This window comes from Bacillus sp. REN10 (assembly GCF_016820555.1).
Classification (GTDB): domain Bacteria; phylum Bacillota; class Bacilli; order Bacillales; family Domibacillaceae; genus Bacillus_CE.
Map to the genome: position 1 here is coordinate 65,888 of NZ_JADHDW010000003.1, position 15,322 is coordinate 81,209.

Here is a 15,322-nt window from a genome sequence, read left to right on the forward strand (position 1 = left end):
AGGAGAAAAAGAGTGATGAAGAAAATGCCATGGAAAGTCGTTACGAGTTTATCTCTTGCAGCATCAATGTTTATTGCGGGTTGTGGAGCAGAAAATGTGTCGTCTGATGATCGCAGTAAAAAAGACGACAAAAATCAAAAAGCAACTGTAAAGGTTCAAGATTATACATTTAATACAGCGGATAATATGTTTGCATATAGTGAATTTGAATTGTCTGGAGAACCTTTAGCTGAGGGACTTGGACTTGATCTTGACGTTTTAGATCCTAAGAAAATTGATGAACCGACTCCTTTTGATTACATTGCTGGTATTGAATCGTATGAGTATTCTGAGGAAGCGATGTATGAAGTAGTTGAGAAGTCAGGTTTAGGATTGCATTTAGTTCATGGTCCTGCTGTTCAGGAAATGGCGAAAGCAGCAGGTAAGAAGCCGGAAGAAATGTTAGGAGAGCGTTTTTATGCATTAGCTGATGCTGTTGGATATCCGAGAGAAGAAGTGTTTTCTAATATGTACCCAACGCTGATTGAGTATGCAACTGGAGATCCGCATTATACTCAAAAAGTGGATACGAAAGAATATGCGGCTAATGATGATGGGACTTATGTTCCTATGTATCAAGTAAACTTTGAGTCTTTGCGCTGGGATCGTCAAAAGATGGATAAAATCCTGAATCCGGCCGCTTATGGTGGTGTGTTTTTAAAACAGGCTTTATGGGCAGGAGATTTCATGGGAGGCTTCCATACAGTGGACAAGGATGAAGAGCTGGCTGGAGAGACAACGAAAGACGATGATGATAAGAATATCGCTCTTGGAGTTAGTTCGGCAGATGGCATGCAAGGAGCCATTTTAACGGAGGAAATTTGGAATAAGTTACAATACATTCGCTCCAACTTATTTTTAGATGCAAAGTCTGGCAAGTTAACAGCGGCTGGTATCGGAAGTCAGTATGATCCGTCGAAAGGCTTTGTGTATTTGCCACACGCGATTGAAGTGAAAGAGGATGGAAATGATCAAGCGGCGAACGCTGAGTCTTTAAAAGTGGCTGATGCGAAAAGCCAGTTAAATGACCAATGGATGATGCTTTGGCCAGCGGCTGAATTTTATGGTATGGCCGATCAGCGTCCGGAAAATAAAAACGTCGCGCCTTCGTTTAGAGCTTTATTCGATGGAAAGCCATTCCCGCAAGCGAATACAGCTAATATTGACGCAACAGCTGATAATGACCAATTAGCGAATGATCCATTCTCTGTTAATAAAGACGTCGCTTTACATGTATTTAAAAATATGAAAGCAATGCATTTTAATGAGCAAGAAGGAGCATTTATCACAGAGCATGACGGCAAGTCTCAAAACAATATCGTTGATGCGTTTGAAGCAGGCTATTCAATGGAAGCAATGCGTATTTTTGAGCGTGCGATTGACGGATTGCCAGTCGGCTATGCGAGCGGAGAAGCGGCTGAAGGGTTAGGAACGGAAGAAGCGAAGCAAGCAAAAGAGATGGTTCAAAAGCAAGCTGATTTTATTTTAAATAAAATGATGCTTAAAAACGGTTTAGTCGCTGATCAATATGAAATCGGTAAAGGAGCTAGTGAAGAAGCTACATTGAAAGCTCAATTAGGAGCGATTCGCGGATTAACAGCGGCCTATTTATCAACAGAAGACGAAAAGTATCGTACAGCAGCCCGCGAACTATATGTCGCGATGGAAAAAGAATTCTTCAACAACAAGCTAAATATTTTAGAAACGAAAAAAGGTGAGATGAAGTGGGATCCAGCAACAGCTGGTGCTTTATCTGGTGTATACCGAATCGCCATTCAAAATTTAAGCAATCAAAATGCGAAAGAAACAAATAAAGAGTTAGAAGTAGAAACGATTATTGAGCGCTATAATGATTTTTATAATCTTGTCATTGATGGCCCTTCACTAAAAGAAGGAATGCAAACAAGCGAATTTTGGGATACAGGTGATTTCTATAAAGCAGATGATAAGTCTGAAAACACAGATGGTGACAATGTACCGCAAATTCAAGCAGGCCATGGGAAATATGGAATTGCGCCAGTGCTTGTCCCTGTCGAAGTAAAAGAAAAATAAAAGAAGGTATGAACTGTGAAAAGAACGAACCTTTTATTTGCGCTCGCGCTCCTTATGATAGGGGCGCTAGTCGCATGTTCAAACGGAAAAGAAACAGTGATTCGTCAACAAGCCGCAAGTAGCAATAATATTGTGATGTCAACGAAAGAAGGTATCATTTTTACAGCAAATCTTGATGTGGACACGGTCACAATGATTGATGTTGAGACGAAAAAGGTGAAAAAAGAAATTAAAGTCGGTCAAGAGCCTGTTCAATTAGCTCTGTCTCCTGATGAAAAAACGTTATATGTCTCTTGTAGATATGATCATCGTGTCGATGTGATTGATGTCAAGAAACAGAAAGTAGTTGACTCTATGAAAACAGGCATAGAGCCATACGGACTAATAACTAATCAAGATGGAAGCAAGCTTTATGTAGCGAACTATCGTGAAAATTCGATTTCAGCTATTGATTTACAATCAGAAAAAGTGACGAACATAAAAGCGGGGGACCGTCCTCGTACATTAGCTATTTCAAAAGATGGTAAAAAGCTGTATGCGACGAACTACTTAACTGGTGAAATCAAAGTCATTGATACTGAAAAAGACAACGTATCGAATACGATTGCATTAGTACCATCTCCCGATCAAGCCAATCGAAAGAAAAGTCAAGGACTACCGAATACATTGGAGCAACTCGTTATTTCTCCTGACGGAAAAACAGCTTGGGTGTCTCACTTACTGACGAATATAGACACGCCTGTGCACTTTGAAGAGACGGTGTTTCCAGCTATTTCAGTTGTTGACTTAGAAAAGGAAAAAGAGAAAACAGAGGAACGAAAAGAGCTATTTGAAGAGATCAATGTCACCGATCGGCAAAATCAAACAATCATTGTATCCAACCCATATGATATCGTCTTTCAGCCGGATGGCAGCAAAGCGTATGTGGTGATGTCCGGAAGTGAGGATCTTGCTGTGTTTGATTTGAAACGAGGCGGAAATGCCGTACAGATTTTGAGACGAATCGAAGGAGATAATCCAAGGGGTGCAGTCTTAACCGAAGATGGACAAACGTTATTTGTTCATAATGCGATGAGCCATGATTTAGCGACGATTGATACAGGTGGAGACAGCAGCTATGGCCGGGCAAAAATGGCAGGAGAAAATATTAAATTAATTAAGACAGATTCGTTAGATCCTCTTGTTAGGGAAGGGAAAACGATTTTTTATAGCGCCAACAGCGATGAGCATGCAGCCGATATTACCGGAAACAATTGGATGAGTTGTATTTCCTGTCACGCAGACGGAGAAATCAACGGATTATCCATTAGTACATTAAAAGGCCCGCGAAATATTCCATCTAATGTGTTAACGACAGAAACAGGTTTGTTTATGTGGGATGGAAGCCGAGATGATTTCACTGATTATTTATTAACGGTTCAAGGGGAAATGGGTGGAATGATGGATTACGATCCTTCTAAGCCTCTTCCGAAAGAAGTGGAGCATATGTATGATGCGATGCTAGCTTATTTGCAACATCCGGATTCATTCCCTGTTCCGAAAAGCCCCTATCGAAAAAACGGCGAGTTGACAGCGGATGCAGAAGCAGGAAAGCAATTATTCGAAGGAAAAGGGCAATGTTTAACCTGTCATGGCGGAAAAATGATGACAGACAGTGTAAAAGCTGTTGGAAAAGATGGCAAGCTTTCCACAGATCATACGCAATTTCTTCATGATATCGGTACAGGGTCCGATCAAGATAAAGCTTCAGATGGTGATGGTCGTGCCCAGTTTACCAATAAACGAGATAACAAGAAATTTGATACTCCGACTTTAAGAGGCGTATGGGCTACAGCTCCTTATTTTCATGATGGAAGTGCCAAAACGATTGAGGAAGCCATTATGAGACATCACTATGACAATGCACCAGAACTATCAGCTAAAGAAATTGCTAAAATTGCTGCCTATGTGAAATCCATTGAGTAAAAAAAGAAATCAATGGAAGAAGGTCAGGAGGATGCTCCTACTTGTGGTAAAATAGAAAGAAAGCCTAAAGGGAGTGGCCGAAATGAACATAGTAAGCGGTTTTTGGCTATTATTTGTGTTGATAATTCCTGTTTTCTTCATTTCTCTATTTATCGGTCTGTTTTTCTCCGAGAAAAGAAGCAATGAAAGATTTAGAAGGATAGAAGAGAGAGTTAAACAGCAAGACCGTACATAAAAAAGCAGGCGTGATGCCTGCTTTTTTATAGTATATAAATCTAAATTGATTTTCCGACATCATCACATTCTATCTAGTTAGAAAAACCAACAGCGTATCCAAATGAATATTCTTATGTCAATTTAACAAGTTGAACATATATAGTAGAAAAAATTAAAAATATTTTCCCCTTTATTCTTCTCCATTTTTTGCTATAGTTATATAGGGATTATAATCGAATGGAGGATATGTATGTTCAAAGAATTTAAGGAATTCGCGATGCGCGGGAACGTGATCGACCTAGCCGTTGGGGTGATTATCGGTGGAGCTTTTGGCAAAATTGTATCATCGCTCGTCGAAGATATTATGATGCCGCTGATTGGCTTGCTTCTTGGCGGAGTAGACTTTAGTAATCTAGCTTTTACATATCATAAAGCAACTATTAAATATGGAATGTTTATTCAAACAATTCTAGACTTTTTAATTATTGCTTTTTCTATTTTTCTTTTTATTAAGCTAATTAATAAATTAACTTCTAAACAGGAAAAAGCTGAGGAACCAGCAGTGCCAGCGCCTTCTCAAGAGGAAGTATTGCTAATGGAAATCCGAGATTTATTAAAAGCGCAAAAATCATTTGAGTCCGATAAGTAACATGCAGGAGCAGGAAAAAGTGATAGTTCTTTTTCTGCTCCTTTTTATTTTCAATAAAGAACGGAAAAGTTGTCTTCTAATGGATTTATTTGTCGTTTCAATTGACGGAAAATTCCGAATAATATACTCTTAATTTAACTACATACCCGTAGAAAAAGGAGGACACAGAATGAGGAATAGTCATTTTCGTTTAGTGAATCAAGAGGTCCCGAAAACGATTATGGAATCTTGGAAAAGAAGCCAGAAAAATAAAGTATCACACAGCCTTAATTCTGCCCCTCTTGTGTTAACCGAAGAAGATGTAAAAAAAATGAAGCAATATGGTGATCTTTATCAATCTTTTTCAACAGTCTACTCCCGAATGGAGGGGGAGATTGAGGATTGTTATGCTTTTGGTGTAGCGGATGAAAATGGTAGAATGATGGGCGTGAGGATGAGAGGAAAGCTGCGTGATCAGCTGAGGGAAGCCAACTTCTATCCGGGGGCAAATTGGCAGGAAAAGGTGACAGGAACGAATGCGATCGGCACAGCATTAGCTGCTAAACAGTCAGTAACGATTCATACAGAGGAACATTTTTGTGATGCTTGGAAAGCGTTTTCGTGTGCTGGTGTGCCGATTGTTCATCCAATTAAAAAGCAGTTAATGGGCGTTCTTGATTTAACGAGTAATGATGAACATTTCCATAAGCAAAGTTTGCTGCTGACGAAGGCGATTGCGGAGGGAATTCAGATGGATATATTGAATCGTTTTCAAAGAAAAACAAGTCGATTAAAAGAAGTCTTCACGACAAAAAAGCGCGAGATTCAACAAGATTGGCTGCTTGTAATTGATGATTACGGGGATATGGTGGCCTCTAATCACCCGAGGCAGTCTTTTCATTATATATGGAAGTCTTCTTTTAATTGGAGCACTTATTTTTATCAATTACAGAGTAAGAAACAAACGGATGCTACAGAGGCATCTTTACCTTTTTTTCATGGACAGCCTGAAGGAAAGATCCAGCCGGTCATAGAGAATGAAAGAGTGATTGGAATCATTGTGCAGCTCCCTAAACAGTCGGTTGTTCAAACGCCTGCCAAAATTTCTGCTCACATTTCTCAAGTAGAAAAGGGAGTGATCGGGGAAAGTGATTCGTTTCTCTCTTTTTTTGCTAAAATTAAAAAAGTTGCTCCAAGCCATGTACCGGTATTGCTGACGGGAGAGAGCGGGACAGGAAAAGAAGTGTTCAGCCAAACGATTCATCGGTTAAGCGACAGAAAGGAGAAGCCGTTTATTACATTTAATTGCTCCTCCTTAAATCACGAACTGGCGGCCAGCGAACTGTTCGGTTATGCACCAGGCTCTTTCACAGGTGGATTAAAGGAAGGAAAGAAAGGGCTATTTGAAGCGGCGGATGGCGGCGTCCTGTTTTTAGATGAAATTGGAGAAATCCCCTTAACGGTTCAACCGTTACTGCTTCGGGTGCTGCAGGAAAAAGAAGTGCTTAGAGTCGGAGAGTATAAACCAAGAAAAGTCGATGTTCGAATTATTGCAGCGACGAATCGTGATTTAAAGCAAATGATTCAAGAAGGCACTTTCCGCGAAGACCTTTATTACCGATTAAGCGTGATTAGTCTATCTATTCCTCCTTTGAGAGAAAGAAAAGAAGATATTGTTCCGTTAGCTCATTATTTTTTAGAGACATGCCAGCTAGCTCAACGCTTGCAATTCAGTCAATCGGTGATCAACGTATTACAAACGTATGGATGGCCAGGAAATGTGAGAGAACTTCGGAACGTGATTGAATATAGCGTATTGTTTGCGGACGGGCATATCATCGAAACTAAACATTTACCGGATTATTTACAAGAGCACATATCCGCTTCAGCAGTCAAGGCCAATCAATGGCAAGCAAGAAGTACCGAGAAGCATGAACGGGAAAATATTATGGACATGTTGAAGCAAACGAATTTTAATGTCACAAAAGCTGCCAAGATGCTCGGGTTTTCGCGAGGCACATTGTATAACCGTCTAAAAAAATACAATATCTCCTATTAAAAGGAATCAAAAAGTAACATAGTGTGATAACAAATTTTAACAATAAACAAACTGTTCAACAGCGCTTGAACAGTTTGTTTATTTTTTGAACAATTGAACAAATAAAAAGTTGTAATATACAGAATAATCAATACATTTGTTTTGGCATAAGATTTGCATTTATGTAAGTGAGCTCATAGACATGTAAAATTTCGCTTCTAGTAAATGGGTGTAAAAAACGTAAGGAGGGGATGAAGATGAGAGCTGCTGTGATGGAAGAGTTCAATAAACCGCTGAAAGTGTTAAATGTAGACGATCCTGAATGCGGTCCAGATGATGTCATTGTGGCGGTGAAAGCCAATGGAGTGTGCCGAAGTGATTGGCACGGATGGGTAGGAGATTGGGAGTGGCTCGGCTTAAAGCCGGAATTGCCTCATATTCTCGGTCATGAGTTTGCTGGAGTGATTGAAGAAGTAGGAAAAAACGTCAAGCGATTTAAAAAAGGCGATCGAGTCGTTATTCCTTTTAGTTTAGGGTGCGGAAGTTGTGACTGTTGTCAAACAGGGCATCAAAACGTGTGTGAAAGTTTAACGGTTTTGGGATTTGCCTGCAACGGTTCTTACGCTCAATTTACTAGAGTCCCTCTTGCCGACCAGAACTTAGTTCATTTGCCTGATTCCATTGACTTTATTACAGCTGCCTCCTTAGGCTGTCGATTTATGACTAGCTTTCATGCAGTAGCTGATATTTCAGGTGTACAAGCTGGAGACTATTTTACCATTTATGGCGCTGGCGGAGTCGGTTTGGCTGCTTTGCAAATTGCCTCTACTCTTGGCGCAAGAGTAATCGTCGTTGATATTGACGATCAAAAGCTAGAAATGGCTAAACAGCTTGGAGCGGTAGAAACAATTAACTCAAGAGAAGTGAATCCTGTCGAAGCGATTATGAACATAACGAATGGCGGCAGCGACATTACTTACGATGCGCTAGGGATTGCTGAAACTTGCCGAAATTCTATTTTGAGTTTAAGGAACAGAGGCACTCATGTTCAAGTAGGGTTAACGACTCAAGTAGAGGGAGGCATGATTTCATTGCCGACTGATTTAATTGTTGCGAAAGAACTGCAAATAAAGGGTTCCTTAGGGATGCAGCCTCATCGCTATAAAGCGTTGCTCGCTATGGTAGAAAGCGGCCAGCTTCATCCAGAAAAGCTCATTTCAAAAACGATTCCTTTAGAAGAAGCAAGCGATGTTTTAGCGTCTATGCACGAATATGGCACGGTAGGTTCTGTCGTTATTGACCGTTTCTAAATAAAAAATGAGGAGGAGATCGAAATGGAAAAAACAATCAACGTATCACCACGTGTGGAGGAATTTTTAAAAGGGACGAAAAAGCTGTTTATTAATGGGAAATGGGTGGAGTCCGCTTCAGGAAAAACGTTTGAAACATATAATCCAGCAACTGGGGAAGTGCTTGCTGTTGTAAGTGAAGCGATGGAGCAAGATATTGAACAAGCTGTTCAAGCAGCAAGACGCGCATTTGACAGCGGCCCATGGTCAAAGATGAGTGCAGCGGAACGGAGCCGATTAATTTATTTATTGGCTGATAAGATGGAAGAGCATAAAGAGGAATTGGCACAGCTCGATACATTAGATAGCGGCAAGCCGATTCGCGAATCATCCGCAGCGGATGTGCCGCTTGCCGTTGAACATTTTCGTTATTTTGCTGGCTGGGCGACGAAGATTATGGGACAAACGATTCCGGTTGCCGGCAATTATTTGAACTACACTCGTCACGAACCTGTAGGGGTAGTTGGACAAATTATTCCTTGGAATTTCCCATTATTAATGGCTGCTTGGAAATTAGGAGCGGCACTTGCGACAGGCTGTACAGTCGTCTTAAAGCCGGCAGAACAAACGCCTTTATCCGCTCTTTATTTAGCTCAGCTCGCTCAAGAAGTCGGTTTTCCTGAGGGTGTGATTAATGTTGTTCCTGGTTTTGGAGAAACAGCAGGAGCCCCATTAGTGAACCATCCGCAAGTCGATAAAATTGCTTTCACTGGTTCGACACCGGTTGGAAAATCCATTATGAGACAAGCATCGGAAACACTGAAACGAGTCACGCTTGAGCTAGGAGGGAAATCCCCGAATATCATTTTACCAGATGCTGATCTTAGCAAAGCAGTACCAGGAGCTTTATTCGGTATTATGTTCAACCAAGGACAAGTGTGTTGTGCGGGCTCTAGACTGTTTGTTCAGAAAAAGAAATATGATAATTTCCTAGCAGATATGGTGAGTCATGCCGAAAAAATTCAGCAAGGACAAGGAATTGATCCAGCAACAGAAATGGGCCCACTTGTGTCAGACGAACAGCAAAAGCGTGTCATGTCCTATATTCAAAAGGGACAAGAAGAGGGGGCAGAAATTTTAACAGGTGGAAAAGTACCATTTAACAAAGGATACTTCGTTCAACCGACTATTTTCGCTGATGTAAACGATTCCATGACGATTGCGAAAGAAGAAATTTTCGGACCAGTCGTTTCAGCCTTACCGTTTGACGACTTAGACGATTTAGTTGAGCGTGCGAACAACACAAACTTTGGTTTAGCCGCAGGGGTGTGGACAGAAAACTTAAAAAGCGCTCATTATTTAGCCCAACGCATTAAAGCAGGAACGGTGTGGGTCAATTGCTATAATGCGCTTGATGCAGCCAGTCCATTCGGCGGGTTTAAGCAATCTGGTTTAGGAAGAGAAATGGGCTCTTATGCTTTAAATGCGTACACTGAAGTAAAGAGCGTGTGGGTTGACTTAAACGAATAAGGTAGAAAAGTCTGGTCCGCTTCTAGCGGGCCAGCTTTTCTAAAATGAAGAAAGGAGCAGTTTCGATGAAGCATATTAAACCTCTGAATGTTAAAGGCAAGATGATTGAGCAAACGGTCGACCTGGAAAAAAAGCCGGAGGTGCAAGGGCTAGCCTTGCTTCCGATGGGATGTACAAGCCTGTTTGATCCAGGCTGGGAAACGGACTTTTCGGGAATGAGTTTAGAAGGGGTATGCCAACCGCATTATAAAGATATTTATGGATGTTACGGCGATTGCTGGTGGGCAGCTCAAGTGCCGGACGGATTAACGAATTACGGAAGTTGGGCAGATGAATGTCCAGTTGCTGCAAATGATTGGCGAAAACTAACGTACGTGAAACCATGAGAAGGAGTCGTGCCATGAGAAAAAAACATATTATGATGATTGTTATTGTCGCCAGTTTGATCTTGTTGTTGGCTGCTTGTTCGGATTCAGTGATCCAAGAGCAGCAAAGTGAACAAGGAGAAACGGTTTCATCCAATGTGCTTGTTAGTAAACAAGTTGAAAAAAGCTGTGTCAGCTGTCACGCGGTCGATGAAGCCGGAAAGCTTGAACGCATTGAATATGTCAGAAAAACGCCAGAAGGGTGGGCTCAGTCCATTGCTCGAATGGAAAGAATTCACGGGTTGAAAATAACGGACGAAGAAAGAGAGCAGCTCATCGCAGACTTAAGCAGTGAAAGAGGATTAGCTCCTGAAGAAGCAGAGAAAGTTCAATATTGGTTAGCGAATAAACCATCTTATTCAGAGCCGACACCTGAGAATGACAGTGTTGCTCAAAGCTGTATTGGATGTCATGCAGCGGGTAGATTTGAAGCCCAGCGAAGAACAGAAGAAGAGTGGAAAAATTTGAAGGATTTTCATCTTGTTATGTATCCGTCCATTTACTTAAACCATCGCCATATGGATTGGCCGGAGGAAACTGAAAAAGCGCTTGAGTTTTTAGCGAAAAATTACGGAGAAGAATCTGAGGCTTGGGAGAAATGGAAAGGCAAAGAATACGATGTCACAGGAAAATGGAAGGTAGCCGGTTTTCAAGGAACGAAGGGCTATTACATCGGAGAAAGTGAATTTTCAAAGTCGGAAAAGGGGTATACAGAAGAGAAAAATGTCCGCTTTATTAAAGATGGAAAAGAAGAAAGTTTTAGTGGGGAGGTAAAAATGTTCTCGGGCTATATGCTGCGCTCGCATTATAAGCAAGGGGAGAACAAAATAAACGGTACGTATAATGTAGCGAGTGAAAACGTTATTCAAGGCGATTGGTCTAAAGCGAATGATCTCGGTATTACAGCAGAAGAGACGTATTACAAAGTGCAAACGGAAACACCAGAGATCCTTCATGCGGAACCTTTTGCTTTGCAAAAAGGAAAAACGAATAAGGTCACTCTTTATGGGATGAACTTAAAGAAGTTAAAACAAGAGTTATTATCCTTACCTAAAGGAGTTGAAGTCGTCCGTTTAACAGCTTCATCCGATGATCAAGCAGAAGTGGAAATGAAAGTGGACGAGAAAGCGGAAGTCGGAGCGTTTGCTTTCAACGAGGAGAAAGTGAAAGTTCACGAAAAGTTTATGGTATATGATCAAGCTGATTATATTAAACTGGAACCTGCTTATGGCGTGTCCCGAATGGGCGGAGCTGGTCCAATGGATAAAGTCAGTATTCAATATGTTGCCTACGCTTACAGCAGCGGTAAAGATGGCAAGAAAGAGTCAAAGGATGACTTGAATCTAGGCCCGGTGGATGCGGAGTGGTCCCTGTTAACGTATCCAGAAAACAATGCCTCAAGGGATGATCGTCCATACATTGGCAAACTAGCTAAAAATGGCTTATACACACCAGAAGCAGAAGGTGTAAATGCAGAACGAGAATTTGTTCAAGAAAACGTAGGAAGCGCGACAGTACAAGCAAAAGTGATCATCGACGGAAAAGCCTTTACCGCGACGACTCATCATATTTCTACTGTACCGGACTATGTGAATACTATTCACTAAAAAAGGAGTTGGCCACTATCGCAAACGTCACATTAACTAATTATATTCCATTTGAAGTAGAAGATAGAGAATATTTATTCCATGGGTTAACAGGAAATATTATAGAGCTAGATGAGCTATCTAAACATATGGTTCAAACGTTTAATGAATATGGAGAGCAAATAGCGGATACACGGACTCTTTCAGAAAAGCAATTGCTAGAAAAGAACCCGCAATTTGCGGAGGTGTTAGCGGAGCTTGAGCAGATGGAGATGATTCACAGGGATGCCTCTTATGAATCGCGCTTTTCGAATACCCCTGCTCCGCCGTTAACAACGGAAAAAATGCCTGTTAAAACGCTTGTTTTTCATTTAGTGAATGAATGCAATTTACGCTGCACCTATTGTTATGCAGGAGATGGAGAATATGGAGCGCCACAAAAGTATATGTCTGTGGACACAGCGGATCGAGCCATTCAATTTTTAATGGAAAACAGTTTTGAAGAGAAAGAAGTGAATATTGTTTTATTTGGGGGAGAGCCTTTTTTAAATTGGAACACGTTGAAATATGTAGTGGAACAGGCCACATTAGAAGCTGAAAAACACGGCAAACGAGTGGGTTTTTCCTTAACAACTAATGGAAGTAAAATGTCAGAAGCGCAAATGTCGTTTTTGAACGAATATAAAGTGATGGTTTCTGTCAGTATGGATGGAACGAAAGAAGCTCATGACCGGCATCGACCATTAGCTGGAGGACAAGGCTCGTATGATCGCGTCAGTCAAAATGTCGAAAAGTTAATGAATATTCATCACTCTGCGCCAATTGGCACTCGAGTGACAGTTGTCAAGGATTTTGAGAAGCTCGAAACATCTTTAAAGCATCTGTTATCTAAAGGATTCTATGAGGTGGGATTTGCTCCTGTCACTGAGACGAATATGAATCTTGCTTTAGATGATGACGATTTAAAGGAATTATTGCGCCAGTTTGAAGAATTGACTGAGTTATTTGTTGAACATGCATTAAAAAATGAATACGTCGGCTTTTCAAATTTAACTAATCTTTTAAAGGAACTACACATCGGTACGAATAAAGCGTACGGTTGTGGAGCGGGGCTAGGCTTTTTTGCGGTCAGTCCGGATGGCGGGTTATTCCTTTGTCATCGCTTCAATGAAAATGAAGAATTTCGGATGGGAGACATTTTCTTTGGGATTGATCAGAAGAAGAGAGCTAGTATGTTAGATGAACTGCATGTGGATCGCAAGCCGACTTGTCAATCTTGCGCGTTAAAGCATATTTGCTCTGGCGGCTGTTATTACGAGGCGATGGAAAGACAAGGAGATTACCGGGCTCCCAATGCTCATTACTGTAATTGGATGCACGAATGGATCACGATTGGACTGAAAGCATATGTAAGAATTTCTCAACAAAACCCTACTTTTTTAGAGAAAATCAGCGGTGTCACAAAAGAGAGGTGTGTGAGTAACTAATGGCCAAGAAAACCGTTTCACTATTTATACTAGCTTTATTGCTGATTATTGGAAACACAAGCTTTTTCAGTCATGCAGAAGGAAATTATACAGAAAGAGTGTACATTTCCGGATATGGACAAATTATTCCTGTTGATCCGTCTGTTCCGAAAGTAATGGAGGGCATTAAAGTAAAAGGGCCTGTTCGAGATATGAGTTTTTCTGAAGATGGCAGAACAGGCTTATTTTTAGCTAATGGCCGGACAACGCTTTATGTGGTAGATACGATGAATAATAAAGTGAAGTCAGAAATTAATTTGCAAGCAAGAACGGATCAAGGCTTGTTAGATCGCCGCGTATGGGGAAGCACGATTTCGCCCGATGGAAAAAAAGCTTATGCTTTCGTGACTCAAGGAGAGAAAAGGAAGAACAGCTTTAAAGCTCATCCAAGTAAAATACTAGAAATTGATATTGCTAGTAAACAAGAGTTGCGCAGCGTGGAAGCTCCTTATGGCACGCATGTTCTCCAGTTTAAAAAAGGAGACCCGAATACGATCTATATTTGGGGGTATGACCTTCATGAATTAGATGTTAAAAAGATGAAACTGACATTAAAGCAAGGGATTAAGCACCCTGAAAAGGCAGAGGACGGATCAGGCAACTTTCTTATGCTGTTTCCTAGAGGAGAAAACGGAATCAATTCCATTCCGTTAATAAAGCAATATCCGGATGGACGTGTAACAGAAGGTGTTATGTGGATGAATTTAGCTTCAGGAGACATGAAAACATTAGAATATGATCGAGAGCCGATTGGGATGTTTTCAGCGATCATTGATCAAAAAGAGGAGTTTGCTTATACGACTTTAAATAAGTGGTACAAGGTAGATATTCAATCACAAAAAATTGTGAAAGAAGCTACGCCTCCAGTTGGAAGCATGTATGGAGTGAATTTAAGTGCCGATGAAGAAAAACTATATTTTAGCGGTGCGGGAAATGACTTTATTATTGCGAATAAAGACTTGCAAGTTGAGAAGAAACTGACTATTCCGACGGATAGTTTAGATCTTAAAGTCATTAAAATTCAAAACAAATAATGAACGAGATTAGTAACCATCGCTTCATGGTGACAAAGGAACAGAGGGGGATCGCTTCATGGAACTTGCTGTGGCTATTCAATCGATAAGAGATTTAAAACATGTGAAAGAACCTTGGAATCCTATTGAATCACAAAGTGAGATAGAAGCGGAACTACAAACGGTGTTTTTTGAAGAATGGAAGAAAACGTTTGGAGAAGTATCCGTTCCTGACCGAATCGTATTTGGCTCGGAGTTTTGCCAATATCGTATTCCTTCGTTGAAAAATGTCAAGAAAGCACTGGAGTTTTGCTTGGAAAATGGTCTTGCTTTCTCTTTTGCTACTCCCTACGTACACGAAGAAAAATATCAGCAGCTTCATGAGTTGCTGGCTTTTTTAAACGAACAGGCTGAGCAGCAAGAAAAAGTAATCGAAGTGATTGTTAATGATTGGGGAGTCTATTATTATACGAAAACCCATTTTCCTCATCTTCATTTAGTGATTGGCCGACTACTAAATAAATCGATTCGTGACCCGCGTGTGGCCCATTATTATAATGACAGCAAGGCACCGGAAGAGGGGAAACACTTCTTTAAGAATACGGGGTTGTTTGCTGAGGGTTTTAAACAGTTTTTAGCAGATGGAAAGGTAACTGGATACGAATTCGATCAATTAATTCAAGGGAATTCATTGAGCGCCAAGGAAGCTGAGAAAACAATTGGTCTTCATTTTCCGTTTGGTTGTGTCGCTAGCGGAAGTGCTTGTATGGTGGGCTTTATGGATACCGATAAAGCGGATAAGTTCCGCGGCGACCCAGAATGCAAACAGCAATGCCAATTATATGTTTTTGAGTTGAAAAACAAGCTCCACAAAGATATGAAAAGCCGTGTATTTCAAAAGGGAACGACTGCTTTTTACAGTCACGATCAGGGGCTGGTCAAGACTGCCTTTTCCAGTTTACAAACGATTGAACATGCTAGAGCTGTATATAGCATTAGGATACCAGTTTAAAGG

At 40.8% G+C, this 15,322-nt stretch carries 11 protein-coding genes; all 11 read left to right on the forward strand.

Annotated features, from left to right (window positions below; genetic code table 11):
• Positions 1 to 15: 15 nt before the first annotated feature.
• The 11 genes from IRB43_RS05830 (at position 16) to IRB43_RS05880 (ending at position 15,319) form a co-directional block, all read left to right on the forward strand.
• Positions 16 to 2,091: a hypothetical protein gene (locus IRB43_RS05830; RefSeq protein WP_203362517.1), complete on the forward strand. Its 2,076-nt coding sequence runs from the start codon at positions 16 to 18 to the stop codon at positions 2,089 to 2,091.
• 54 nt (positions 2,092 to 2,145) lie between these two features.
• Positions 2,146 to 4,056, forward strand: a complete 1,911-nt coding sequence (locus IRB43_RS05835) for a beta-propeller fold lactonase family protein (RefSeq protein ID WP_203362794.1) — start codon at positions 2,146 to 2,148, stop codon at positions 4,054 to 4,056.
• A 466-nt stretch (positions 4,057 to 4,522) separates the two neighbouring features.
• Complete coding sequence (gene mscL / locus IRB43_RS05840; RefSeq protein ID WP_203362518.1) at positions 4,523 to 4,921, forward strand: large conductance mechanosensitive channel protein MscL; 399 nt, start codon at positions 4,523 to 4,525, stop codon at positions 4,919 to 4,921.
• A 169-nt stretch (positions 4,922 to 5,090) separates the two neighbouring features.
• Positions 5,091 to 6,959, forward strand: coding sequence for a sigma-54-dependent Fis family transcriptional regulator (locus IRB43_RS05845; RefSeq protein WP_203362519.1), 1,869 nt, complete (start codon positions 5,091 to 5,093; stop codon positions 6,957 to 6,959).
• Positions 6,960 to 7,195: 236 nt separating this feature from the next.
• Positions 7,196 to 8,248: a zinc-dependent alcohol dehydrogenase family protein gene (locus IRB43_RS05850; protein WP_203362520.1), complete on the forward strand. Its 1,053-nt coding sequence runs from the start codon at positions 7,196 to 7,198 to the stop codon at positions 8,246 to 8,248.
• 24 nt (positions 8,249 to 8,272) lie between these two features.
• On the forward strand, positions 8,273 to 9,757 hold the full coding sequence (locus IRB43_RS05855; protein ID WP_203362521.1) for an aldehyde dehydrogenase family protein: 1,485 nt from the start codon (positions 8,273 to 8,275) through the stop codon (positions 9,755 to 9,757).
• 65 nt (positions 9,758 to 9,822) lie between these two features.
• A complete protein-coding gene (gene qhpC, locus IRB43_RS05860) occupies positions 9,823 to 10,143 on the forward strand; it encodes a quinohemoprotein amine dehydrogenase subunit gamma (protein ID WP_203362522.1) in 321 nt (106 codons plus the stop codon).
• A 14-nt stretch (positions 10,144 to 10,157) separates the two neighbouring features.
• The gene (gene peaA, locus IRB43_RS05865) at positions 10,158 to 11,789 is read left to right on the forward strand and encodes a quinohemoprotein amine dehydrogenase subunit alpha (protein ID WP_203362523.1); all 1,632 of its coding nucleotides are present in this window, start codon (positions 10,158 to 10,160) and stop codon (positions 11,787 to 11,789) included.
• Positions 11,790 to 11,797: 8 nt separating this feature from the next.
• A complete protein-coding gene (locus IRB43_RS05870; RefSeq protein ID WP_238941843.1) occupies positions 11,798 to 13,255 on the forward strand; it encodes a radical SAM/SPASM domain-containing protein in 1,458 nt (485 codons plus the stop codon).
• Positions 13,255 to 14,328 (forward strand): YncE family protein, encoded by a 1,074-nt coding sequence (locus tag IRB43_RS05875; protein ID WP_203362524.1) that lies wholly within the window; start codon positions 13,255 to 13,257, stop codon positions 14,326 to 14,328. The genes IRB43_RS05870 and IRB43_RS05875 overlap by 1 nt, the downstream gene beginning before the upstream one ends.
• Positions 14,329 to 14,386: 58 nt before the next feature.
• Positions 14,387 to 15,319, forward strand: coding sequence for a hypothetical protein (locus tag IRB43_RS05880; protein ID WP_203362525.1), 933 nt, complete (start codon positions 14,387 to 14,389; stop codon positions 15,317 to 15,319).
• Positions 15,320 to 15,322: the final 3 nt, after the last annotated feature.

Coding starts and splice junctions, on each gene's coding strand:
- IRB43_RS05830 (WP_203362517.1), top strand. CDS start 16: ATGAAGAAAATGCCATGGAAAGTCGTTACGAGTTTATCTCTTGCAGCA.
- IRB43_RS05835 (WP_203362794.1), top strand. CDS start 2,146: ATGATAGGGGCGCTAGTCGCATGTTCAAACGGAAAAGAAACAGTGATT.
- mscL (WP_203362518.1), top strand. CDS start 4,523: ATGTTCAAAGAATTTAAGGAATTCGCGATGCGCGGGAACGTGATCGAC.
- IRB43_RS05845 (WP_203362519.1), top strand. CDS start 5,091: ATGAGGAATAGTCATTTTCGTTTAGTGAATCAAGAGGTCCCGAAAACG.
- IRB43_RS05850 (WP_203362520.1), top strand. CDS start 7,196: ATGAGAGCTGCTGTGATGGAAGAGTTCAATAAACCGCTGAAAGTGTTA.
- IRB43_RS05855 (WP_203362521.1), top strand. CDS start 8,273: ATGGAAAAAACAATCAACGTATCACCACGTGTGGAGGAATTTTTAAAA.
- qhpC (WP_203362522.1), top strand. CDS start 9,823: ATGAAGCATATTAAACCTCTGAATGTTAAAGGCAAGATGATTGAGCAA.
- peaA (WP_203362523.1), top strand. CDS start 10,158: ATGAGAAAAAAACATATTATGATGATTGTTATTGTCGCCAGTTTGATC.
- IRB43_RS05875 (WP_203362524.1), top strand. CDS start 13,255: ATGGCCAAGAAAACCGTTTCACTATTTATACTAGCTTTATTGCTGATT.
- IRB43_RS05880 (WP_203362525.1), top strand. CDS start 14,387: ATGGAACTTGCTGTGGCTATTCAATCGATAAGAGATTTAAAACATGTG.